Below are 23,196 nucleotides of genomic sequence, written 5' to 3'. Positions count from 1 at the left end.
GCGATGTAACATCGAACCTTGAAAACGGGAACCTTAAATTAGGTCAACCCAAGGGAATTTTGATGACAGGCGCTATTTACCTAATTCAAGACAAGGGTCAGCTGGTTGAAATGATCGAACAGCCCTATGACTCGGAAGCTTTGCTGCAAAAACTGCTAGCCGACTATCCGAGTTTGTTGGCTGGCGACCAGATCAACAGTGCTGCACCGAGACGTTGGTTGTTAGTTTCAGAAGAGATGCCCGTGCCATCTGAAGAAAATGGTTTCGACCGATGGGCACTCGACCATTTATTTCTCGACCAAGATGGAATTCCTACCTTAGTGGAAGTTAAGCGTAGCACTGACACCCGCATCCGGCGAGAGGTAGTTGGACAGATGCTCGACTATGCTGCTAATGCAGTGGTTTATTGGCCTGCTGAGAAAATCATTGCCCAATTTAACGCTAATTGTCAGATAAAAAGTCAAGATTCTGAACAGATCCTAAGCAATTTTCTAGGCGCTGATGCTAACCCATCTGAGTTTTGGGAAAAGGTGAAGACAAATCTGCAAGCTGGCAAAATCCGTCTAGTCTTTGTTGCTGACAAGATTCCTCCTGAACTTCAACGTATTGTGGAGTTTTTAAATAAACAAATGAATCCAGCGGAGGTATTGGCAATTGAAATTAACCAATACGTTGGTCAAGGTTTAAAAACTCTTGTTCCTAGAATTATTGGTCAAACAGTGGCAGGAAAATCAACGCAATCTCTACTGAGTTATGAGAGTAAGCAATGGAATGAGTCTTTGTTCTTTCAAGAATTAGAGGCAAAAAAAGGGAGTGATGTAGCTCAAGCTGCTAGAAACGTTTTCAATTGGATCAATTGTGAAAAAATGCAGGTGAGTTGGGGGAAAGGAAAAATTGAAGGGTCTCTGATTCCCAGAATAATTAGTTACAAAGGAGAAAACAGAAAGTTTTTCACAATTTGGAGTGGTGGCAATATTGAGATTTATGCCTACGAACGTCCATTTAACTTGGAAGACAAAAAGACTGAACTTCTCAACCGCTTAAAATCAGTCGTAGGTAAATCGATTTCTGTTAATGCCTACAACTGGTATATTCCCTTGTCTGCACTGAAGGATGAGTTGATGGCGAAGCAATTTTTAGAAGTAATTGACTGGGCGATTCAGGAAATTAAAGCATCGTAATTACGAATACAGACTGTCATGTAATATGAGTTGGTAGCTTTTAACCGATTGCTGGTAGTAATCATCTGCTAGATCAGCCTATTGATATCGCCAGCGATCGCATTTGTTTCTCAAACGTATCACTATCCATCAGCGACCTCATCTTTAGTCCACGCACGAACCTCAAAAGTTAAGTCACCAGCCATTCGCACATAGAACAGTTGGTGAAAGCCTTCATTAGAAGAGGGACGTTGTAGCTTCTTGATTGTCGCGTAAATCGCTACATCTGGCACCTGTGCTTTACCTAAGCGCTGCTGGTTACGTTCCCGGCATTGACTCACTGACGATTTAAAGTAATAACCGATAATTTCGGCACTATACATACAGCCCAATTCAATGAGTGACGCACGTTCTTCGACGGTTGGGTTAGTATTATCCACAACAACCGATTGCCCTATTTCAAATGCTTCTTTAATAAGTTGTGTCTGTCTTCTAGAGCGGTTTTTGTTGTTCCGCAACAAATCCTTGCTAACCAGCTTATGCGTTTCAGCAAAATGAGTGTGATAGAAGGTACTTTTCCCAGAAGCCTGCAAGCCGATAAAGATGACTAACTGCATAGACAATAGCCTATCAATAGCCCTTATTTAAGCATAGAGTTTAGAATAAAGGAAATTTTCAAGTAATGGTAATTGCAATTTTAAATTAACACTTAGCAATTTACTCTTAAAAAAATTGCGAATAGAAAAATTAGCGAATACCATCAACTGTTATTTGAATGGAGAAGGCGATCGGACTCAGTCAAATTTGAGCGATCGCATCTTCGTATATTTAAACTTTACGCCGTCACTGCCTCGTCTTCAGCTTCATCTCTGACTTTGAAATACCAGTACAGGTTAGCAACAGCTAAATTTGAGGCTTTCTGTAAATTTGAGGGTACTAAAGTTTTATAACCTGCGATCGCAGCTTGCTGACTAATATAAGATTCTGGCTCTCGACGTAGTTCAGGCTGCATCATAAATTGAAGCTGATTGCAAAGGGATACGAAATGAGACTTTTGCTTTAAATTTTCATAGAGTAAATGTTCTGGAGGTACTGCCAAAGCAGTTGTATCTGTACTAACTATGACTTCTGAATTGCTAAAATCAGCACTTTGGAGTAATTTTAATTCTGAAGGTGGGAGGCTTTGCATCCAATCAACTTGATTTTGCCAAGATTCTAATACAGCCAGATCGTGATCGTGAATGCGGGTGATTTCAGGAAAGAGAAAATCAAGCTCATCCTCTGTTTCACAGCTATTAATAACATTAAGGGAATCTTGACGGATTTTGTTTTGGAGGTGCGATAGGCGATCGCTTACAGCAGAAGGCTCATTCTGCACCTGATAAGTTGTAATAATTGCCTGCTCAATTGCCCAAGCACATTCCAGCCTGCGAAGCTGTCCCGCTGAACAAGTTGCTTCCAACAGCTCACGGTTGTCATAGTCAGCTAAAGCCTGAAATAACATCCCTCTAGCACCATCAATTTCAGCATTTCTACGGTTCGCATCTTGTATTTGCATTGCAGAGCGAAGACGGTGAAGCGCCTGAGTAAATAGCCCGTAAGCTCGAATTAAAATTGTCCGATGGTTCCTGAATTCGACATCCTGAGCAACTTGCTCAATCAATTCTTTAATTTCTGCACCTTGGTCTTTTAAAGCTTGTTTTAAATCAATAAAACCTTCTTTGACTTCCAGCCTTAGCTGTCCTACTTCTTTTTTCAGTTTCATTGTCTGGTGCAGGTTCACTGCTGCCAATGCCCCCACAGCCATCGTTCCAACCCCAATAAAGGCTGTAGTTGCTTGCAGCACTCCTAAGCTTGTCTGGATACTTTGCAGTCCAGCTTGGACAGCTTGAAATCCCATGTGCGTTTGATACATCTGCACTCCACTTGTAACCAAGTGTAAAGGGCTTACCAGCGGCGATAGAGGGCTATTTTGGGCTACAGCACCGATGGCATGGGCGACAAACTGACCAGTAGATGCGTCTCTAGCCATGCCTATTGGGACTCCTGCTGATGTAAAAACTTGCACATATTTACCAGCCTCGATAGCAGCCTGAATTGCAGGAGCAAATTGAAAATACATATTTCTACGTTGTTATTAGTTAATGTTTTCGAGCCTAGCTTGTCTTACTCGGCGAAGATAACCGTATTTCCACGGAGTTAGTTTCTGCTGAATCTGGGAATACTAGAGTACAAATACGCTATAGGCTTACAGACTTTATGGATACTTCACTGGTTAGCTCTGAGGCGGTTGATCTGTTGTCGCGCATTACTGGGCAAAAGCTCAGCCAACGGGATTTGACGCCTCCCGTGATATTTTTAGCAAATTTGGTAACGCTGCTACTGGGTGTGATTTATGCTGATGGCACAGTTACGGATGATGAAAAGCAACGGCTACTGACAACCCTTAATCGATTTATTCCCACAGAGGGCGGTGTGCGTCGATTAGCGCATTTGATGATCAAGGGAGTAAAGGAGAATTTGGATAATACAAAACCAAGTCAACTGTCTAGGTTGGCAGCTCCGTTATCAAAATCACAAAGACTTTTGTTGATTAGTTTTGGCTATGAAATATCAGCCGCTGATGGAGTAATGGATACTCGTGAAAAGCGGTATTTAGAAATAATTGGCGATCGCTTATCAATTAATCCGCAACATCTAGCAGTCTTAGAAGCTGTTTTCAGTCGTCAAGGACCCGTAGATCCAGCAGCATTGGATGAAGTGCAGTCTTTACTCGACCCCTCTCGGTTCCATGAGCTAGACACAGTGTTTGTTAATGCAGCTAGTGAAATATTGGCGGCTTTACCTGATAAACCTGAACAACCAGCAACTCAACAGCAGCCAGCTACCTTTAACGCAGCTAGCAATGCCTCACCGCCTCCACCTCCTAAAGTCGAACACCAAAGAAATAAACACCATTACACCGCTTACGAACAGTTGCAACAGTTTCAGAAGAATCGGCAGCAATTAGACAATTTTTGTTATCAGCTTTATCAGACAATTCAAGACTGCACTAAGCATGAACGGCTGCCTAATACTCTTGAAAAAGAATTAGGAAAAGTATCTCAAAAGTTACAATCTCAGCGGTTTCGTATCTCTGTCGTAGGTGAGTTTAGCCAAGGCAAATCTACTTTTCTCAATGCTTTGCTGGGCGAAGAAATCCAACCTGCAAGGGCAATTCCCTGTAGCGGTGCGGTGACTATTCTGAAATATGGCAAAAAAATGCAGGTAGTCTGTCGCTACAAGGATGGACGTTCTGAAGAAATTCCACTTGACCAATATAAAGTAAAAGCAGCAATTCCTAAAGAAGCAGCACGAGATCATCGTAGCGAACAACTGGGACAATCCGATATTGACGAAATCATTTTTGAGCATCCTGATCTGGATTTATGCAGGAATGGTGTAGAAATCATTGATTCCCCTGGATTAAATGAACACCCAGATCGGACAGCTATTACCCAAAAACTTCTCAAAGATACGGATGCAGCTATTTTCCTGACCAATGCTATGCGTCTCCTTCCTGAAAAAGAAAAAGAATTGATACAAGATGTCAGAACTCAACTAAATGGCGGTAAAGAAAACGAGCCTGCTGACAATCTTTTTGTGTTAGTTAACTTTATGGATTTACTGGATGAGGAAGAAGATCGTCAAGATGTAAGCCAGCGCATTGAAAGTTTTGTAAAGCAACAAAATCTGCTCATTAAGACTGAAGACCGTATCCACTATATCTCTGCTAAGTCGGCGCTAAAAGCCATCCTGAAAGGAGCAGACGACGAATACCTGAAAACATTCCAAAGCTTCACCCAATCTATTGAGCAATTTCTAACGCATGAACGCGGGTTTTTAAAAATAAAGAAATCAGTGATAAGAATTCAGGAGTTGAATCAAGCAGGTTTAGACGGGCTGCACCAAGCAGAAAAAGTGTTACTTGGAAAGTTAACGCTTTCTGAAGCTAAAAAACAGGAGATATTGGAACAAATTGGGGAGGCAAGCGGTCGCGATCTCAGAATTAGACTTATAGCTGATGAAATAAAAGATGCATCATTTGAAGAAGCTAATGAATCTTTGCAGGAATGGCTTGAAGAATTAGGTGAACGGTTGGCTAATAAAGTTGAGCACTGGTCTTCCAAATATAATCCTATATTCGACCAACAGAGGGTTATAGAAGACTATGTCAATCAGTTTCTTCGTGACATACAACAAGAGATAGATACCTGGGGTAACAAAGAGCTTAAGGAAAAAATACTAAAGCCGCATTTTGAAATTTTAGAAAATTCTATCAAAGAAGAGTTGGATACCCTTCAAAAAAGCTTACTTCTTCTTGACAAAGATATAAATACTGATTTTAGTAAGCAGATAAACCTTGCTATTAATGGTATAGAGGGCAGCTTTGGTGATTTTTACACTTACATAAGTGGAGGTCTTTTTGGAGGTGGCTTAGGCGCTGGATTGCTAATCCTATTGGGGCTAGGTGGCCCAATTATGTGGGCAGTAGCTGGAGTAGGAGCTGCAATAGCAGGAGCCCTTGGGTTTGGCATGGGTGGAATTCACGATCAAATTAAGCTAAAAGTATTTGAAACAGGTTGTGAAAAATTTGTCGAAGCTACGGAAAAACTTACAGATAAGATTGGTGAAACTATTGATTTAGTTTTTAATACCAGAGTTGAAGAAGCAATTAAAGTCATTGAACAAGCTATCTTCCTTTGCGAAAACTTGCTAGAACAGCAGGAGAAAATTCACAACGAAACCCTAGAACAACGTCAAATCAAAAAAGCTTTCATAGTCCAAAAACGCGGGGAATTTGAACAGTTACAAAAGAATATTGAAGCATTTCTCCCGTATTGATTAAGCTGGAAAAGGTGTAAACGAAGAATAATACCTCATTTATGTATATATTTAAACGATTGAATATTTACTAAATGAGGTTTTGGAAATAACAATAAGATTAACTGGAGCGATCGCATTCTCCTCAATCTCAAAGAGCGATCGCACCCGTGAAAATATCTAGCAACATAGCTTAACGCACCACTTGCCGCATATAGTTTGCCCAAACTTGGGCAGCTTGTCCGCTACTTCCTCGCGTTGGAGTGTTGTCGTCATTTCCCAGCCAAATGCCGGTGACGAGATCCTGACTGGGAACGTAGCCAATAAACCACAAGTCAACGCCGCTATTCGTGGTGCCCGTCTTCCCCACCTCTCCGAATCCAATCGACGCCGCCCGTGCCGTACCCCCTCGCACTGCGCCCCGAAGCATATTCGTCATGGTATCTGCGATTCCCTGTGACAGCACCCGCTTCGTTGCCCCTGCTTCCTCCTCGAAGGAGTAAATCACCCGGCAGGTTTGCGGATTGTTGAAATCTTTGCAATCGCTGCTGTCCCGAATCCGCTGAATAGCATGGGCGCGATTCCAGACGCCGCCATTTTCCAAGGCACCGAAAGCCCCCGTCATCTCCAAGACAGTGGTTTCGCTTTGCCCCAACACCAAACCGGGAACCGGATTAAGCGGCGTTGTGATGCCCAGTCGTCGAGCCATCTCCACCACCCGATCTAAACCAACATCCTGCGCTACCCGCAGCGCGATCGCATTCTCAGACTGGGCAAGCCCGGTGTACATATCCGTCCCGCTACCCCCTACTCTTTCGCACCCCCGAAAGCGTTGACTCTGCCACACTACAGGGGCGCAGGAATAAAACTTTCCCGGCGAAATCCCCTGTTCCAGTGCCGAGGCGTAGGCAAAAATTTTGAAGGTGGAACCTGGTTGTCGCTTGGCTTGAGTCGCACGATTAAATTGACTTTTTTGATAATCTGTGCCACCGACCAAGGCGCGAATTGATCCGTTGCTGGAGTCGAGGGTGACAATCGCTCCCTCAGAGAACCTGTAACTTCCCCCAATGGTATTAACTCCGTTGCGGAGGGCAGTTTCCGCCTTTTGTTGAGTCTCCAGATCCAGATTGGTTTCGACAAAAAAATTGCCTTCTTTTGCCAGTTGCTCTCCCAACAAGAATTGGAGTTCGGTGAAAACGTAGCTGTAAAAATAGGGTGCCTTGATGCTAGCTAAAGCTTCTCTGGCTTTGGGGCTAACGTCAATACGCGATCGCCTTGCTCGTTGAGCTTCTTCCGCACTGATAAACCCTAGATTTGCCATGCGGTTAATAATGCGATCGCGCAGTCCAATCGCCGTTTTATAATCCCGAATCGGATTAAAACTATTCGGTGCTGGCAAAATCGCCACCAGCGTCGCCGCTTCAGAAATATTTAAGTCTCTGGCAGATTTGTCGAAATAAAACTGAGCCGCGTCCTCAAACCCGTTAGCGCCAACACCCAGGTAGATGCGGTTCAGATAATTCCGCATGATCTCGTTCTTACTGTAGAACGTCTCCAGCTTCAGAGCGACGATCGCCTCCTTGATTTTTCGCCCCGCGCTATCTTCTGTCCCCACATACTCCCGAAACAAACTCCGCGCCAACTGTTGCGTAATCGTGCTACCGCCTTGACGAATTCCGCCTCCCTTGACATTCGTCACCACCGCCCGCAGCGTGCCAACAGGATCGACCCCGAAGTGCCAGTAATAGCGACTGTCTTCCGATGCAATCACCGCTTGAGGCAGATACTTGGAAAAATCTGATAATCGCCCCAATTCCCGGTGCGCTATCGTTCGGGGACGCTGTAACGGCGTTCCGTCATCAGAATTAATTACTACTGGTCCTTGTACGCCAGCCGGCAAAGGTCGAATCGGAATATTGCGCCACTCAAAAAGAATCCACAATGCCAATAAACTGGTCAGTCCACCCACCCCATAGAGGGCGTAACGAGTCGCCAGCACGTACCAGGGGGGCGGATTGTGGTATTGAAGCCGAACCGCATCCGCCAATTCCGGTGGTCCTAGGGTGAGGATATCGCCGTGGCGTAGTATGAGGCTATTGAGCCGCCGTCTCCCTCGGTAGATGCCATTGGTAGAGTTTTCATCTTTAATGACAAAGGACTGCCCGCGCCGTCCTTCTCGGTTTAATGAAAGATGAATCTGACTGATAACTGGGTTCCGCACCACGATATCGCAAGATTTAGAACTGCGTCCCAGTAAATAGCGATCGCCCAATAGTGGATAAACCTCTGCCTTAGCAGCACCGGCATCCTGCACCCATAGTTCCGGCACTCTGGCATTGGGCTTCAGCGCCAGCGCATTAAAATTTACCTTAGCTTGAATGGTCTGTACTGCCTGAGTTAGTTGACCCAGGATGGTTTTAGGCGGTTGTTGGGGTGAGGTCATGTCAGAGGCAAAAGGCTCAATGCGACAAGCAAGAGGTTTGTACTAAATATTCTAATCTCTTGCCTAGGGAGGCGTTGTGAAAAAGAGAAAGAGCTTACAAAGATAGGTTTTAACAAATCGTCTTTTAAAAAACTAAAGAAGGGAATTAATTATCAACGGAAAAATCAGCTTTCTCCCACTTCCCTCTGCTTCCTCTGCCCTCATCTCTTCACCGTGGTCTGCCAGATGAGGAAGGTTGATTCCAAAACCAGGCAATCAATAAACACACCATGCCTACATTAATAAACATATCTGCCAGATTAAATACTGCAAAGTGAATCAGCCGAAAATCCAAGAAATCAACGACGCAACCATTGAAAAATTTGTCATTGATAACGCAACTGTTGAAAAATCGGTCAATTCCATTGCCCACCGCTCCACCTAAGATAAAGCCACAGCCTAATTGTTCCCAACGATCCAAATGGGGGTTTACTAAAGCGAATCCGATCAAGAATAGACTCACCCCCAAAGAAAGCCAGGGCAACCAAACTTCGCCTTGAAACCAGCTAAAAGCTGCCCCAGGGTTCAATTCATAGGTAAAGTGAAATACATTAGGCCACAGCGCCCACGTTTCTTTATAGACAAAATTCTGCACCACCCAATATTTAGTTACCCGATCCAGAATCAAACTAACGAAAGCGGCGAGCCAAAAATAGTGATTTTTAAAATTCATTGTAATTATTCATTAGTCATTAGTTATTCGTGATGAGTGATTAGTCAATCGTTCTTTAGTAATCAGTATCGGTAGACTATCAACCCACTACCCCATGACCAACGAGCGCTTGACTAATGACCGAACCAACGACTTAATAAAGCATTAGCTGGCGTAAGAAATAAGCCAAGACTGTCACTGCACAAACAATTGCCATTTGGGCTGGTAAAGGATAGACGGAGTATTTCAAAACTGCTTCCCATAACGGCAGTAATACCGCTCCCAAGGTTAACAAATGGGTCACGATTAGATAAGTCAAACCAGTGATATGGATGACCAGCAACCCACAAATACAGCTGAAGGACAAAGACTCCAATCGCTGCGGTGCCTTAAAAGCCACTAAGCCACAGATCCACGCACCCGGAATAAAGCCTAGTAAGTAGCCAAAGCTGGGTTCTGTGAGATAGTCGAGACCTCCGCCTTGGGAAAAGACTGGAAACCAGGGAGTGAGACCCAACGCCAGGTAAGCAATTTGAGAGAGTGCCCCGGCATTTTTACCGCCCATACAGCCAACTAGCAGCACGGCACCGATTTGATAGGTCACGCCCAGCGAGTGAGTTTGAATCCCTTGCTGAGACCAATTCCAAGGAAGGCTGGGTACATACGCTTCCAGAAACGTACCACCAATCGTTAGGAGTAAGCCAATCAAGGCCCACAGTAGTTCAGTGGGAGCAAACACAAGGGTAAAGGAGCAGGGGAGTAAAAGAGCAGGGGAGTAAAAGAGCAGAAGCGTCAAAGAGCAGAGCGTCAAAGAGCAAGAAGAGCAAGGGAGAAATATTCCTCAGTCCTCAGTCCTCAGTCCTCAGTCCTCAGTCCTCAGTCCTCAGTCCTCAGTCCTCAGTCCTCAGTCCTCAGTCCTCAGTCCTCAGTCCTCAGTCCTCAGTCCTCAGCCCTCAGCCATCAGCCCTCACCAGGAGCGGGGAGTCCCGCCCCTAAAGCACTCATACCTTAGCAGTATATTCGCCGGGAATGGGTGCTTCGCCGCCCGTCAGCCCTAGGGATTCGAGCATAGCATGGTCTTGCTCTGGCGGTTGCCCGATAGTGGTGAGGTAGTGTCCAATCAGCATGGCATTCATTCCCGCTTGAAAGCCCATTGCTTGGAGTTCTCCCATCACGGCTTCCCGTCCGCCAGCGTAGCGCAGAATTTGTTCGGGCAGGATGAGGCGGAAAATGGCGATCGCTTTGAGAGCTTCATAAGGATCGATTTTTGGGCGATCGCTTAGGGGTGTCCCTTCTCTGGGATTTAATAAATTCAGCGGTACGGATTCGACTTCCAATTCCCGCAGCGCTAACGCCAGATCCACTCGGTCTTCCCAGCTTTCGCCCAATCCCATGATTCCACCCGTGCAGGCTTGAATTCCCGCAGCTTTGAGATTTTGGATGGTTTGGACGCGATCGCGCCAAGTATGAGTTGTCACGATTTGCTCAAAGAAGTTCTCCGATGCCTCTAAATTATGGTTGTACCGCGTTACCCCCGCCTCAGCTAGCGCCTGAGCTTGTTCTGGCGTCACTTCTCCCAACGCACAGCAAGGTTTAATCTGGGTTTCGGCAATAATTCGGCTCACCGTTTCCAGAATTTGTTCAAATTCCGTCGATTTGGGGCTGTTGTACTTAATGCCGCGTCCTTGAGAAACTAAACAAAACCGCTTTGCCCCAGCTGCTTCAGCTGCTTTGGCTTGGGCAAGAATCTCCTCGGTGGATTTCAAGCCATAGATTGGCGAGTCTTGACCGGGGTGGTGAGCAGACTGGGAACAGAAGCCGCAATTTTCCGAGCAATTGCCAGATTTCACATTGACAATGCTGCATAAATCGACTACGTTTCCGCAACAAGCTTGACGGACTTTGTCGGCTGCTTCGCATAGCAGCAAAATATTTTCTTCACCTTCAATTTGGGATAGAGCGATCGCTTCAGCTCTCCCAATCCGCTCGCCAGCAATAATCCGAGAGGTCAGGTTTTGCAGCCATTGCCGCAGTGACTCCTGAGACTTGCTGTTAACATCCACGTTTGACACCGATGCTTGAACCACGTTCGGCCCTTTTGATCGTATTTATTGAAACGATGGCATTTTATCACTTGGTTTGCAGACAACTAAAGCCATACCTTAACCTGACCTTTACTCTATCCTTTACGATTAGACGGTAGGCTAATAGCAAAACTGCCCCTGCTAAGCTGGAATGTCTGGCAATTGAAAAAATTGCATTCTGATTAAAAAAAATGGTACGGGTCTAGCTTGCATCAACGAATACAAGCGTTTATTGCTTTTACTAACCAGTGTCTGAGGAAAATAATCCCGTGAGTTCCGTGACCTCCGGTTCGCAGAAAATTATGAAACCCCGCTCCGATTGGGATCGGACGATGGATCGGGGCTTTATTTGGCTAACTCGAATTTTTGCGTTTGCAGTTGCTGTAATCCTGATTTGGATAACGGTACAAGTTGCAATTAAAGCTTGGCCTGCGATTACAGAATTTGGGTTTGGCTTTATTACCTCCACCAATTGGGACCCAGTTCGCAATCAGTACGGAGCGCTGCCTCAACTATACGGCACGATCGCTAGCTCAGCGATCGCCCTGTTGATTGCCGTGCCAGTCGGGATTGGCGTAGCTCTTTTTCTGAGTGAAGATTATTTGCCGCCACGAATTCAGGTGGTAATTGTTTTCCTCGTAGAACTGCTAGCAGCGATTCCCAGTGTGGTCTATGGTTTGTGGGGAATTTTTGTTCTGATTCCCCTTTTGAAGGTCGTAGGTAACTGGCTTAACGCATCTTTGGGTTGGCTGCCCATTTTTAGCACGCCGCTGCGTGGCCCAGGCTTGCTCCCGGCAGCGCTCGTCCTCGCCATTATGGTATTGCCGACTATCGCAGCCCTTTCTCGTGACGCCCTCATCTCGTTACCTCCAGACTTGCGGCAGGCGTCAGTTGGGCTGGGAGCGACTCGTTGGGAGACCATTCTCAAAGTGCTACTCCCGTCCGCTTTCTCTGGAATTGTGGGCGCAGTGATGCTGGCACTGGGTCGAGCTTTGGGAGAAACAATGGCTGTAACGATGTTGATTGGGAATTCTAACAACATCAGTCCTTCTATCTTGGCTCCGTCCAACACGATTGCTTCCCTACTCGCCAACCAATTTGCAGAAGCAAGCGGTCTGCAAGTGGCAGCCCTAATGTATGCTGCGTTAATTCTATTTGTCCTCACGCTGTTAGTGAATATCTTGGCTCAGATACTCATTGAGCGCGTCCAGCGAATTTAATCCGTTCCTTGTTCTGAGATGACAGCAGACTTGCACAGGCGGGTTTATCAGTATAGGAAAGCTACTGGCAGATATCTGGTGAAAGCCGCCCCTCCATAATCGACCACTGACCACCGACCACAAATATGATGTCTAAACCCCAGGCTCAACCAGTTTCCGGATTTCCCAGTCGTAGTTTGAAGCGATCGCCTACTTCCCCCCGGACACTGTTTGGGATCGTGATGACGGCGCTAACGTTTCTTTGTGCTGTCCTGGCTATCCTGCCTTTGGTGGCGGTGCTTTCCTACGTAATTATCCAGGGTATAAGCCAGCTGAACGCGAGTGCGTTCACGGAACTGCCGCCCCCTCCCTTAGTACCCGGAGGCGGGTTTGGCAACGCCATTCTGGGAACCCTCATCATGGTCGGAATTGCTGCCCTGATTAGCATTCCCTTTGGCATCATGGCAGCCATTTATTTGTCTGAGTTTAGTAATACGGGTAAGTTTTCTTACTGGATTCGCTTTGCCACCAACGTCCTGAGTGGAGTTCCCTCTATCATTGTGGGCGTCTTCGCTTATGCCGCCGTCGTTCTCACAATGGGAACTTATTCCGCATGGGCGGGAGGATTTGCTTTATCAATCTTGATGTTGCCAATTGTAATTCGGGCAACCGAAGAAGCTTTAAGATTGGTTCCGCAAGAAATCCGACAAGCATCGGTCGGACTGGGAGCAACTAACTTTCAAACGGTGTCTCGCGTGATTTTGCCAGCAGCACTCCCAGCAATTGTGACGGGAACGACGCTGGCAGTTGCTCGTGCTGCTGGTGAAACAGCACCCCTATTATTTACTTCCCTTTTCACCCAATATTGGCCTAATTGGAACAATCAATTAAAAGAACCAACGGCTTCCCTAGCGGTTTTAGTTTACAACTTCGCTACGTCTCCATTTAAAAATCAGCAAGAATTCGCTTGGGCGGCTTCTTTCATCCTAGTTTTACTGGTTCTGATAACCAGCATGATTTCTCGTTTAGCAACGGCTCGTCGAGTTTATTGATGAACAATTGTTCAAATATGTGTTGCTATGATACGGAAACTTAAACAAAGTAATGCAACAATGAATACATACCGAGGTTTAATAGTATGCTAGGCGCTGTTTTTAACCTTAAGGACGAAGCCGTAATCCCCTTGACTTCCCAAGCAACACAATCCTTCGCCCAATCATCTGCCCAAAAACCTACAGGGTTTTTGTTAGCCTGTTAAACCCAAAAACCGATCTGATTATTTATGTTGTCGAATTCTCAAACCAAGAATCAAACTGAGACTGTTTTACAGACAGAAAATCTAAAGGTATACTACGGAAATTTTTTAGCACTTCGAGACATTTCGATAGATATTCCCAAAAACCGGGTTACGGCTTTTATTGGACCTTCGGGTTGTGGAAAAAGTACCTTGTTGCGCTGCTATAACCGCCTCAATGATTTAATTAAAAGTTTTCGGGCAGAAGGCAAAGTCACTTACCACGGTCAAGATCTTTACGCTCCAGAAATCGATCCCGTAGAGGTGCGGCGACGGATTGGGATGGTCTTCCAAAGACCAAACCCATTTCCTAAATCGATTTATGACAACATCACCTTTGGTGCCCGGATTAATGGATATCGGGGCGATTTGGATGAATTGGTAGAGCGGAGTTTGCGGCAAGCGGCTCTGTGGGATGAAGTGAAAGATAAACTTCGAGCGAGTGGTTTATCTTTGTCTGGGGGACAGCAGCAGCGGTTGTGTATTGCCAGAGCAATCGCTGTTCAGCCAGACGTGATCCTGATGGATGAACCCTGCTCCGCTCTCGACCCCATTTCCACGCTGCGAGTTGAAGATTTGCTCCATCAACTCAAAGAGCAATACACCATCGTGATCGTGACGCACAATATGCAGCAGGCATCGCGAGTATCTGATATGACAGCCTTTTTCAATGTCGAACCAACCGAAAAAGGAGGTCGTATTGGTTATTTAGTCGAGTACGACCGCACCGAGGTTATCTTCCAAAGCCCTCAGCAGCAAGCAACACAGGAATATGTAAGCGGTCGCTTCGGTTAATTTTTCCAGAAAAACGATTGATTGAAAGAAGGTAGGGGCAGGGTTTCTGCCCTTACTCGTTGTGGGATACCTGTCAGAAGTATTCCTATCAGATTATTTGATTTAGCAAAGCCAAAAAAATAGGAACTTCCATTTTTTTTCGCATCTGTTAAAAGGATGAAAATAGTGGAATATAGGGGCACAAATAAATGTAACGAGGGGTAAAAGTTTATGGATTGTTCCTACAAACCATAATTCCTAAACTATGAACCATCGAGAGTCTACGTTTATTTACACCAAACGTCTTATCTCTAAAATTAAAAATCTAAAATTCTAAGGGTTCCAATTCGAGATAGGATAAACTCTGATTTTGCATTTCCATCTCGTTTGGTAAAAAAAATACTTATGAAGCGTTATTGGTCACGTCTCCTAGCCCTGGTTTTGGTAGTTACGATGGGATTGATGGGCTGTTCCTCCAGCAGCTCGCTAGGACTGAGTGGAGATTACCGCCAAGATACCTTGGCTTTGTTGCAAGGTTTGAGAACAGCAATTGAATTGCCAGAGGGTTCGGCAGACAAGGCAGCAGCTCAGTCACAAGCGCGTCAGATTATTAACGATTTTGCCTCTCGCTATCGGCGGGATAGCTCTGTCGCTAAGCTGAGTTCTTACACGACGATGCGAACTGCATTGAATTCAATAGCAGGGCATTACAGCTCTTATCCGAATCGTCCGCTGCCGGAAAAACTGAAGACTCGCTTAGAGCAAGAGTTCCAGCAGGTGGAAGCAGCTTTGAGACGAGAAGCTTGAAGAACTAGCTGGCGAGTTGTTAGCTGTTAGCTGTTCATTCACTGGCTAATCGCTAATCGCTTTTATGGAGATCGCGTCCACTGCTCTGAGACCCGGTTGGGGATGATGGCAGATGGAGTGAATTTACCGTGACCAGTGGAGCGATCGCATCCGCTGCAACACGCAGCACAGACGGCGGATGCGATCGCCGCAGATAAAGCGCCGCAGACAAAGCGCTACAGACAAAGCGCCGCAGACAAAGCAATGACAGATTACGCCATTTTGTTTTAATTTCAGAAGATAAAATCTTGAAATCCTGTTTGGGCTTTGGTTTGAAAAGCCCAAATGGCAACAGACGTGGCAGTTGGTATCGTCGATCTTATGGGTGCCTATTTCTACTAAAAAGCAGAGATTTGCCGGAAACGCGGGTAAATCTGTGTATAGAGTCAATTGACAAGTACTCAGACAAGTGCTGATATGATGCTCAACCAGTGAAATCGGTTCGGATGACACCTTATGTTCCATCCTTTCGTCTGATGGGTAGACATATCTAACAGTTCCATGAGATTGGTGTTTAGGAGGAAGTTCGTGGGTCAGGCATCGTTAAGATTGCCGCAAACTTGGCAGCGTGTCTATCGCGGTTTAGTTGCAGCAGTTCTGACCAGTAGTAGTCTTATCAACCCTTACTTGGGTTCGCAATCTGCTCTAGCTCAAACAAGGGCATATTGCCAGCTTTCAGCAGATGCGATCGCCCAAAAAGAAAGTTTGCGTGTTTCAGCCGTGAAGGGAAACTCGGATTCCCAAGGTCGCTACAGAACGCTCTTGAAAAAACACGCAGAGAGTTTGCAGCAGTGTCGTCAGCAAACTTGGCCCCGCGTACAGGCAATCTGGCTGCGCCTGTATCCCTGTGACATCCGTCCTGGGGCACTAGATGAATTAATGGATCGCTTGGTTAACCGGGGCTATAACCAGGTCTATGTCGAAGTTTTTTCTGACGGTCAGGTGCTACTGCCTAAGGCAGAAAATTCCACACCCTGGCCTTCTGTCATCAGAACTCCAGGCGCTGAGAAAGTGGACTTGCTCGCACAAGCGATTAACAAAGGGCGCGAACGGGGGATGCAAGTCTATGCGTGGATGTTCGCCATGAACTTTGGCTACTCCTACTCCCAGCGACCCGATCGACAGCAAGCGCTAGCCCGCGATGGTATGGGAAAAACCAGTTTGTCGGTCACGGAGGACGGTTCTCAAGCCTTCATCGATCCTTACAACGCCCAAGCAAAACGAGACTATTACCAGCTGGTTCAAGAGGTGGTTCGTCGCCGCCCCGATGGAGTGCTGTTTGACTACATTCGGTATCCCCGCCAGTCAGGAAGTGCTTCCGTGGTAACGAAAGTCCAAGATTTATGGATTTACGGAGATGGTTCTCGACAGGCTTTGTATGACCGCGCCCTCAACAATAAGGGACGAGAACTGATCGAGCGATATATTACCAAGGGATTCATTAGCGCTGGCGATGTTGCAGGGGTGGATAAACTTTACCCAGATGAGGGATCGCCCCTCTGGCAGGGACGCAACCCCGCTGCCGACGAAATGAAAGCAACCGCCTCACAGCGCCAAGCCCGGCTGCAATGGGAGTTGTGGCAACTGAGTGTTGCCCATGCGGCTCAAGGCGTTGTGGACTTTGTGGCGTTAGCCAGCCTCCCCGCCCAGCGACAAAGAATCCGCACGGGGGCAGTGTTTTTCCCGGAGGGGAATCAAACCGTCGGTCAAGGGGGGTATGATTCGAGAGTGCAACCGTGGGATCGGTTTCCCAGTTATATGGAGTGGCATCCGATGTCCTATGCAACCTGCGGCAACACCAGCTGCATTGTCCCGCAAGTTGAGCGGGTTTTGAGTCTTGCGCCACCCGGCACTCAGGTTTCACCCGTACTAGCGGGGGCTTGGGGCAAGTCGTTCAATTCTCGTCCGTCCTTAGAACAGCAGATGCAAGCGATCCGCGCTGGGGCACCGCAAGTCAATTCAATCAGCCATTTTGCCTTTTCCTGGCAAGAACCGGAAGTAGACCGCGATCGCAAGTTCTGTGGTGCCGACTAGCGATCGCTTTTAGCTCCTAGCCGCAAATCTGGGATACTCGTCACTAGACACGATTCGCAGCGGCACTTGGGTAATTTTTTCTTCGATTAATTGGTCGCTTACAAATTCCATAACCACAGGCTGCAAAAAGAAAAATGCAGCCTTTTTTTCGATTAGCGATCGCTCTTCCAATGATTCCAAGGCTTCTAGCAGTTTTTGCGGTGAGATCGAGGGCGGTAGCTTCTCCCGCAATTGTGAAAATGAAAGGATTTGGTTACTCAGGGCGAGGCAGTTAATAATTATCTTTTCCGTCTCGGACAACCGCTTAAATTGTTGCTCTAAAAGATTGCGAATTTCACCAAACACTGTAATTTTTTGGCTTAAAAAATCAGAAATATTCCCGTGGAATAACTTTTGAATCGTCGTCGAGACGATTTTTAATGCGAATGGATTTCCTGCATAATATTCAATTAGCTGGCTCCAATCGCTCGGCGAACCCCATAAAGAACTTTTAGCCCTCAATATTTCCTGTACTGGCGCTACCTGCAAACCTTTTAGTTTCAGGACTCGAACGGGTAAAGTTTCTCCTTCCAGTAATCCAATTCCTTTTGGCTTCTCCCGGCTTGTTAGCACCATGCAACTTTGATGGGGTGTTTCTCCTATCCTTTCCAAAAGTTCACCATAATCCTCATAGCCTTGGCGATAGTGTCCAGTGCTAAAGTGCAAGGAAGGCTTGGACAAATCGCCCCCGTGCAGAATCGCCTCCGCATTATCGAACACTAACAGACAGCGAGAAAGCTTTAAATAACGAATTAATAGCGAAATTCTCCCCTCTACCGTTGCTGGTAAATTAGTTTCCCGCTCATTTGATAGAAATTGGATTAGCTCTGCTAGCATCTCCTTGAGGGGCGGAGCATTGCGTAGACTTCGCCAGATCGTAAACTCGAATCGATCTTGAATTTGATGGGCTAGTTTCACCGCCAGACAGGTTTTTCCAATTCCGCCGATTCCTAACAGCGTTACCAGTCGGCAGCGTTCCGATAAAATCCAGTGCGTCAAGGTTGCCAGTTCTTCTGTGCGACCGGAGAAAATCGCACACTCAGGAGCCTCACCCCAATCTTGCTGTCCTGCTTTCGTCGTGGCACTTCCTGGCTCCGCAACCGGCTCAATTTTAGAAGCGGGTAAATCGTAATCACTTTGTTCCAATAAGAGGTTAAAAGCTCTGAAGCAACGACTCAGGGTGCGCTTATCAACCCCAGCGTCACAAGCAAATACCTTCATCAGGGTATCTGGATCTAAGCCAGTGCGATCGCTTAACGCTTCCAGAGTGTACCGATTGTTAGATTTTTCGCAACTTTCCGCTTCAGATTTTGCAGCCTGGAGTTTCTTTAATCCTTGGGGCGTGAGAATCACACCACGCCTACGTTTTTGTTGTTGTAAATTCATCAGAGAAATATCTGAGTTTAACAAACACAGTAACCTGTGGGGCAGGCAAAACCCGGTGTATATGGTCTGTGGGTAATAGGTTCCACCCCACTAAATAGACTGCTACAAACTTCGGATATAGATTTCCTGAACCTCAGGGAATTTAATCACCCCGATTATGGCAAAGCTATAGGCTGTTCGATCCGAAGATTAATAAATTTTCCGATTTTAAGTAACTTCGCAAAGTTAGCCTCTTAATTTTTTCCCGGATGAAAAGCTTACGATGTCTGGCTTCAAAAACTTGATCGGCAGAAATATTTAAGTTCTTTGTTTAGATCCTAAACTTCGGTGGCTGATATTTGATGGACGCGGCAAACTTGACTTATGAAAACATCAATGAATTTTGCTCGTTCAGGCAGGAACACTTTGTTGGATAAGATATTCAGGAATTGATTGGCTGGGGATTGTGGTTTTCTTCCGAGGCAAGCTCTCAAGTTCTTTTGCGTACCAGTATCCGCGATGAATCATGGGTAGGATACTTTTTTCGCAAACGATTATGTTGACATTAGGCAAATCGCCAGAATCATGAGTTAGAAAAGAACCGGATAAATCTACTCTTTTAAACCCCACAATAAAACCAGCCGTAAAAAATACTTAAATCTCCCTGGGAGGAGCGCTGGAATCAGTATGTAAGACTTGCAAAATTTACCAAATCACAGCTAAGTAAAAGTCGTGTACCTACCTCAACAAAGCTTAATTTAGCAATTCTATTTTCATCAACAGTCCATCGCGTTCATTTATGGAGACATTCGCAATGACCTCACTAAGTACTTTAAATTCGACAGACGATCTGGAGTTTGGCAAACACGTCTCGCGAACGAACGTCCAAAAGATACCCATTTCGGTAAACCAGTTTTGGTCTGGGTTCGATGACTATCTCTCGTTGCAGAAAGTTCTCGGCGCACACGAAAATACTGAACTGGAAACTGGGGATGGAAAACCGGAAAATGGCGTGGGAGCCATCATCCGATTCGAGTTCGGGGGTGGGATCACTCGCGAACGGCTGGTCGTCAAGGACGATCAAACCCACGTCTGGAAGATCGACATACCAGAGCCGAATGTGCTGTTCACGTTCTACGAAGCTACCGCGCGGGTATACGACACGGAGACTGGTCCAGAAGTGTCGCTGACGATGGAAGTCGTGATGCGGAGCGAGAACCGAGAAGATCGGGCAAAAGCACTCAAGATTATGGAAAACTTCCTGCCAACGCGCATCCCTGAAGTCACTAATTTCATCCTCCGAAGAGACGGAATCAAGTGTTCGTTCGAGTTTGATGTCCACTGTCCCGTAGATAAGTTGTGGGCTGTCGTTGGCAATTGGCAGGATGTCTCGTGGGTGCAATACGCCACTGGGGTGAAAATAGAGCCTGACAATAAGCGGCAGATCCTCTTCCCGAACGGTGGAGTTGTCGAGGAGAGCCTCGTGTCTTGCTCGAACGAAGAGCGAACCTTAGCCTATGAAATGACCAAAAGTGCTTCGATGCCGATCAATCTCTACAGGGCTACAGTCAAGCTTTCTGAGGTGAATGCCGAAGTCACCAAAGTGAACTATGAGAACATCTTCATCCCTGAAGAGGGGCAAGATGCCCAGCAACTCAAAGCCAGCATTGAAAAGATGTTCAACCAGCGATTTGAGTGGGTCAAATCGCAATTTGACACTCGCAAAGACACCCAGCAAAAAACTAGCCGCGCAAATGTCACAGGTATCGTTCGCGCCCCCATTGACAAAGTGTGGGCGGTCTTCAGACCCTTTGGTCAGGAGATTATGAAATGGTGGCCTATTTATGAGTGGGTTAAATTGGATGCCCCAGGCAAAGACGAAGTTGGGGCGATACGCTCCTTCAAGACTCTCTCAGGGCGCGAATATAAAGAGCGTCTGGAGATGCGCGATGACCAGAAGCACACCTTGAAATATTCCTTTGTCGAAGTCAAACCTAGTCTTCCCATCACGAGTGCTATCACAACTGTCGAGATGTCAGCCAAGAGTCCGACAGAAACGGTGATTCATTGGTTTTCTGAAACTGAAGTCAGCCCCGTATTTGCCGGACAAATCACCAGCGGTCAGGAAAAGACTTACGCCGAAGCGATCAAATCCTTGGATAAACACTTTAATCCCAGTATTGGCAAGCTGGAAGTTGAAGTGATTAGCGGCAAGGATTTGCTCAAAACTGGCTTGTTTAATCCCGATCCTTTTGTCGTAATCGATCTTGACGAGGCGAAGCCACAAGAATCGAAGGCTTGTTTGCAGACTTGCAACCCCTTGTGGAATGAAAAGTTCACCTTTGAGTTGGTGAGCATTGAGGGTAAGCTGCGTTTCAGCGTTTGGGATGCTAACCTCGGCAAAGATGAGTTTATGGGTACTGCCGAAGTTGATTTGCACGAGTTGAAATCTGGTCAATTAACACGTAAAACGCTACCGTTACAGCGTACCGAGCGTGGAGAGATTGTCGTTTCCCTGCGGCTGTTGCTGGATTCAGGGGAAAAACTGCCCGACACCAAACAAATGCAGCAGCAACACGCGATCGCATTCCTGACTGGGATTTTGGATGAGGTTAAGCAGCAAGTTTTGCAAATCGTGCAGCAGTATGCTGGCGGTGAAGACCAAAAGTATGAATATCAAAAGTATCCTCGTCGGAAAGATGCACCTGACGTGGCAATGGAGGACTTGCCACGCATGGTGAAAGGTCTACCGCCAGGAGAAGTGCTACCACCACAGAAACTGGGATTAATTTCGCAGCGTGCCTCTGAGTACCTCTACTCACAGGTGGGATTTTTAGAAAGGCTAGAGAAGATCCAGAAGGAGGGCGGCGATCCGTGGACAGCCTTCTTCTCTGGCTGGATCGACCAGCCATATAACCTTCCGAAAATTTGGAAGGATGATGTGGAATTCTGCCGCCAGCTAATCCAAGGGGTTAACCCGATGTGCATTACACTCTGCACAGACGAAAGTGTTATCCCCAAAGACATGGCACACCTGACGGCCCAAGGGAAAACTATCCCTGAGCTGATCGCCCAAAAACGCTTGTTCTTGCTGGATTACGGATATCTAGAAGATATCCCTCAACTTGGCGGTAAAGTTTTCTATCCCGCATTCGTGTTGGTATACCGGGAACTATTGGAAGATGGTAAGTCCCAACTTAACATTCTCGGCATCCAACTAACGCGCCATAAAGACCGTAAAAACGAGGTTTACACTCCTAACTCACCCTATCCCAACGAGTATTTACTGGCGAAGATTCATGCAGTCTGTGCTGACAACCAGTACCACCAGTTTATCTACCACTTGGGCTTCACGCACTTGGTTATAGAACCTTTTGCCATCAGCCATCACAACGCCTTTCCCAAAGATCACCCAATTGGTCAACTGCTGAAGCCGCACTTTGAAGACACCATCGGCATCAACTACTTTGCTCGTCAGACTTTGGTTTCTTACATTGCTCCCTTTACTAATCAAACCTTCGCCACGGGCACTGCGGGAGCGATGCAGCTATTGCTGAAGGCATTGAAGAAGTGGGACTTTTCTGGTATGAGCTTCCCGCAAGAGCTATTATCACGCGGATTTGATGAGAAGGGTTCGGACGGCGTTGAAGACTACTACTTCCGCGACGATGGGTTCAAGATTTGGAATGCAATTACTGACTATGTCGGCAATATTGTAGCGGCTGTGTATAAGGATGATGCCGCAGTGGCAGCAGATAAAGTTATCCAAGCTTGGGCGCAGGAAACTGCCGATCCGGAGCGTGGAGCTGTTTCTGGTTTTCCGGCTGCTATTGAAACGCGGGAGCTGTTGGTGAAAACTCTAACCAACATTATTTTTCTAGCCAGTGCCCAACATTCCGCAGTCAACTTCCCCCAAAAGGAATACCTAGCGTATATCCCCAACCGACCCAACGTTCTGGATAAGCCAGTACCTGAAACTGAAGGCGATATCACAATGGAATACGTGATGGAAGCTTTGCAGAGCATTACAATTTCTCACTTTGAAGTTTCTTTCTCCTACCTGCTCACCACCCCGTCTTTGCATCTACTGTTCCAATTACCGTTAGCAAACGATCGGTTCTCCTCAATCCACGCTATTTTTATGGCGAAGCTAAATCTGATAGCAGTGGAGATTGAGGAACGGAACAAAAAGCTGGAACAGGAAGGTAAAATTCCCTATCCCTACCTGTCACCCAAGCAGATTGCCTATAGCACTGATATTTAGGACTTAGGGAACTGGTACAACACTGCCACAACAACTTAGTAGTAGATACTTCTGTACCTACTACTAAATTCTGCTATAAAGCTACGGCGAACCCCATTGGGGAAGTTAGACTGACTTAGTCAGTTTTGACTTAGTCAGTT

16 protein-coding genes are annotated in these 23,196 nt (G+C 46.3%); 8 read left to right on the top strand and 8 right to left on the bottom strand.

Annotation, left to right across the window (positions count from 1 at the left end):
- The first annotated feature begins 62 nt into the window (after positions 1-62).
- Positions 63-1,181 (top strand): hypothetical protein, encoded by a 1,119-nt coding sequence (locus tag H6F52_RS01295; protein ID WP_190531394.1) that lies wholly within the window; start codon positions 63-65, stop codon positions 1,179-1,181.
- Positions 1,182-1,303: 122 nt separating this feature from the next.
- Here the strand turns inward: H6F52_RS01295 and H6F52_RS01290 are convergent, their stop codons facing one another.
- The gene (locus H6F52_RS01290; protein WP_190531392.1) at positions 1,304-1,777 is read right to left on the bottom strand and encodes an AAA family ATPase; all 474 of its coding nucleotides are present in this window, start codon (positions 1,775-1,777) and stop codon (positions 1,304-1,306) included.
- Between the two features lie 218 nt (positions 1,778-1,995).
- On the bottom strand, positions 1,996-3,282 hold the full coding sequence (locus H6F52_RS01285; protein WP_190531391.1) for a hypothetical protein: 1,287 nt from the start codon (positions 3,280-3,282) through the stop codon (positions 1,996-1,998).
- 137 nt (positions 3,283-3,419) lie between these two features.
- Between H6F52_RS01285 and H6F52_RS01280 the strand changes: the two genes are divergently transcribed.
- Positions 3,420-6,044 carry a dynamin family protein gene (locus tag H6F52_RS01280; RefSeq protein ID WP_190531389.1) on the top strand — a complete coding sequence of 875 codons (2,625 nt, stop codon included), beginning with the start codon at positions 3,420-3,422 and terminating at the stop codon, positions 6,042-6,044.
- A gap of 172 nt (positions 6,045-6,216) precedes the next feature.
- On the opposite strand, the gene H6F52_RS01275 is transcribed toward H6F52_RS01280, so the two are convergent.
- The 4 genes from H6F52_RS01275 to bioB form a co-directional block, all read right to left on the bottom strand.
- Positions 6,217-8,466 carry a transglycosylase domain-containing protein gene (locus H6F52_RS01275; RefSeq protein WP_190531387.1) on the bottom strand — a complete coding sequence of 750 codons (2,250 nt, stop codon included), beginning with the start codon at positions 8,464-8,466 and terminating at the stop codon, positions 6,217-6,219.
- 208 nt (positions 8,467-8,674) lie between these two features.
- On the bottom strand, positions 8,675-9,178 hold the full coding sequence (gene lspA / locus H6F52_RS01270) for a signal peptidase II (protein ID WP_190414983.1): 504 nt from the start codon (positions 9,176-9,178) through the stop codon (positions 8,675-8,677).
- A 133-nt stretch (positions 9,179-9,311) separates the two neighbouring features.
- A complete protein-coding gene (locus tag H6F52_RS01265) occupies positions 9,312-9,896 on the bottom strand; it encodes a biotin transporter BioY (RefSeq protein WP_190414984.1) in 585 nt (194 codons plus the stop codon).
- Between the two features lie 262 nt (positions 9,897-10,158).
- Entirely contained in the window at positions 10,159-11,244 is a 1,086-nt protein-coding gene (gene bioB / locus H6F52_RS01260) for a biotin synthase BioB (RefSeq protein ID WP_190431981.1), read from the bottom strand.
- Between the two features lie 299 nt (positions 11,245-11,543).
- Here bioB and pstC point away from each other — a divergent pair, with 299 nt between their 5' ends.
- The 4 genes from pstC (at position 11,544) to psb27 (ending at position 15,315) form a co-directional block, all read left to right on the top strand.
- The gene (gene pstC / locus H6F52_RS01255; RefSeq protein WP_190415044.1) at positions 11,544-12,461 is read left to right on the top strand and encodes a phosphate ABC transporter permease subunit PstC; all 918 of its coding nucleotides are present in this window, start codon (positions 11,544-11,546) and stop codon (positions 12,459-12,461) included.
- A gap of 128 nt (positions 12,462-12,589) precedes the next feature.
- A complete protein-coding gene (pstA, locus tag H6F52_RS01250; protein WP_190432156.1) occupies positions 12,590-13,492 on the top strand; it encodes a phosphate ABC transporter permease PstA in 903 nt (300 codons plus the stop codon).
- A gap of 230 nt (positions 13,493-13,722) precedes the next feature.
- Positions 13,723-14,529 carry a phosphate ABC transporter ATP-binding protein PstB gene (gene pstB / locus H6F52_RS01245; protein ID WP_190414986.1) on the top strand — a complete coding sequence of 269 codons (807 nt, stop codon included), beginning with the start codon at positions 13,723-13,725 and terminating at the stop codon, positions 14,527-14,529.
- Positions 14,530-14,913: 384 nt separating this feature from the next.
- Complete coding sequence (gene psb27, locus H6F52_RS01240; RefSeq protein ID WP_190414987.1) at positions 14,914-15,315, top strand: photosystem II protein Psb27; 402 nt, start codon at positions 14,914-14,916, stop codon at positions 15,313-15,315.
- 52 nt (positions 15,316-15,367) lie between these two features.
- On the opposite strand, the gene H6F52_RS01235 is transcribed toward psb27, so the two are convergent.
- A complete protein-coding gene (locus H6F52_RS01235) occupies positions 15,368-15,559 on the bottom strand; it encodes a hypothetical protein (RefSeq protein ID WP_190531385.1) in 192 nt (63 codons plus the stop codon).
- A gap of 296 nt (positions 15,560-15,855) precedes the next feature.
- Here H6F52_RS01235 and H6F52_RS01230 point away from each other — a divergent pair, with 296 nt between their 5' ends.
- Positions 15,856-17,388 (top strand): family 10 glycosylhydrolase, encoded by a 1,533-nt coding sequence (locus tag H6F52_RS01230; RefSeq protein WP_190531383.1) that lies wholly within the window; start codon positions 15,856-15,858, stop codon positions 17,386-17,388.
- A 9-nt stretch (positions 17,389-17,397) separates the two neighbouring features.
- Here H6F52_RS01230 and H6F52_RS01225 read toward each other — a convergent pair whose 3' ends face one another.
- Positions 17,398-18,813, bottom strand: a complete 1,416-nt coding sequence (locus H6F52_RS01225) for an NB-ARC domain-containing protein (RefSeq protein WP_190526728.1) — start codon at positions 18,811-18,813, stop codon at positions 17,398-17,400.
- Positions 18,814-19,606: 793 nt separating this feature from the next.
- Here H6F52_RS01225 and H6F52_RS01220 point away from each other — a divergent pair.
- Entirely contained in the window at positions 19,607-23,056 is a 3,450-nt protein-coding gene (locus H6F52_RS01220) for a lipoxygenase family protein (RefSeq protein ID WP_242033809.1), read from the top strand.
- Positions 23,057-23,196 lie beyond the last annotated feature (140 nt).

It is taken from the genome of Coleofasciculus sp. FACHB-542 (assembly GCF_014695825.1).
Classification (GTDB): domain Bacteria; phylum Cyanobacteriota; class Cyanobacteriia; order Cyanobacteriales; family FACHB-T130; genus FACHB-T130.
The sequence above is the reverse complement of the archived record's forward strand: the minus strand, read 5'-3'. Positions and strand labels throughout refer to the sequence as shown.

Coding starts and splice junctions, on each gene's coding strand:
- H6F52_RS01295 (WP_190531394.1), top strand. CDS start 63: ATGACAGGCGCTATTTACCTAATTCAAGACAAGGGTCAGCTGGTTGAA.
- H6F52_RS01290 (WP_190531392.1), bottom strand. CDS start 1,777: ATGCAGTTAGTCATCTTTATCGGCTTGCAGGCTTCTGGGAAAAGTACC.
- H6F52_RS01285 (WP_190531391.1), bottom strand. CDS start 3,282: ATGTATTTTCAATTTGCTCCTGCAATTCAGGCTGCTATCGAGGCTGGT.
- H6F52_RS01280 (WP_190531389.1), top strand. CDS start 3,420: ATGGATACTTCACTGGTTAGCTCTGAGGCGGTTGATCTGTTGTCGCGC.
- H6F52_RS01275 (WP_190531387.1), bottom strand. CDS start 8,466: ATGACCTCACCCCAACAACCGCCTAAAACCATCCTGGGTCAACTAACT.
- lspA (WP_190414983.1), bottom strand. CDS start 9,178: ATGAATTTTAAAAATCACTATTTTTGGCTCGCCGCTTTCGTTAGTTTG.
- pstC (WP_190415044.1), top strand. CDS start 11,544: ATGAAACCCCGCTCCGATTGGGATCGGACGATGGATCGGGGCTTTATT.
- pstA (WP_190432156.1), top strand. CDS start 12,590: ATGTCTAAACCCCAGGCTCAACCAGTTTCCGGATTTCCCAGTCGTAGT.
- pstB (WP_190414986.1), top strand. CDS start 13,723: ATGTTGTCGAATTCTCAAACCAAGAATCAAACTGAGACTGTTTTACAG.
- psb27 (WP_190414987.1), top strand. CDS start 14,914: ATGAAGCGTTATTGGTCACGTCTCCTAGCCCTGGTTTTGGTAGTTACG.
- H6F52_RS01230 (WP_190531383.1), top strand. CDS start 15,856: ATGAGATTGGTGTTTAGGAGGAAGTTCGTGGGTCAGGCATCGTTAAGA.
- H6F52_RS01225 (WP_190526728.1), bottom strand. CDS start 18,813: ATGAATTTACAACAACAAAAACGTAGGCGTGGTGTGATTCTCACGCCC.
- H6F52_RS01220 (WP_242033809.1), top strand. CDS start 19,607: ATGACCTCACTAAGTACTTTAAATTCGACAGACGATCTGGAGTTTGGC.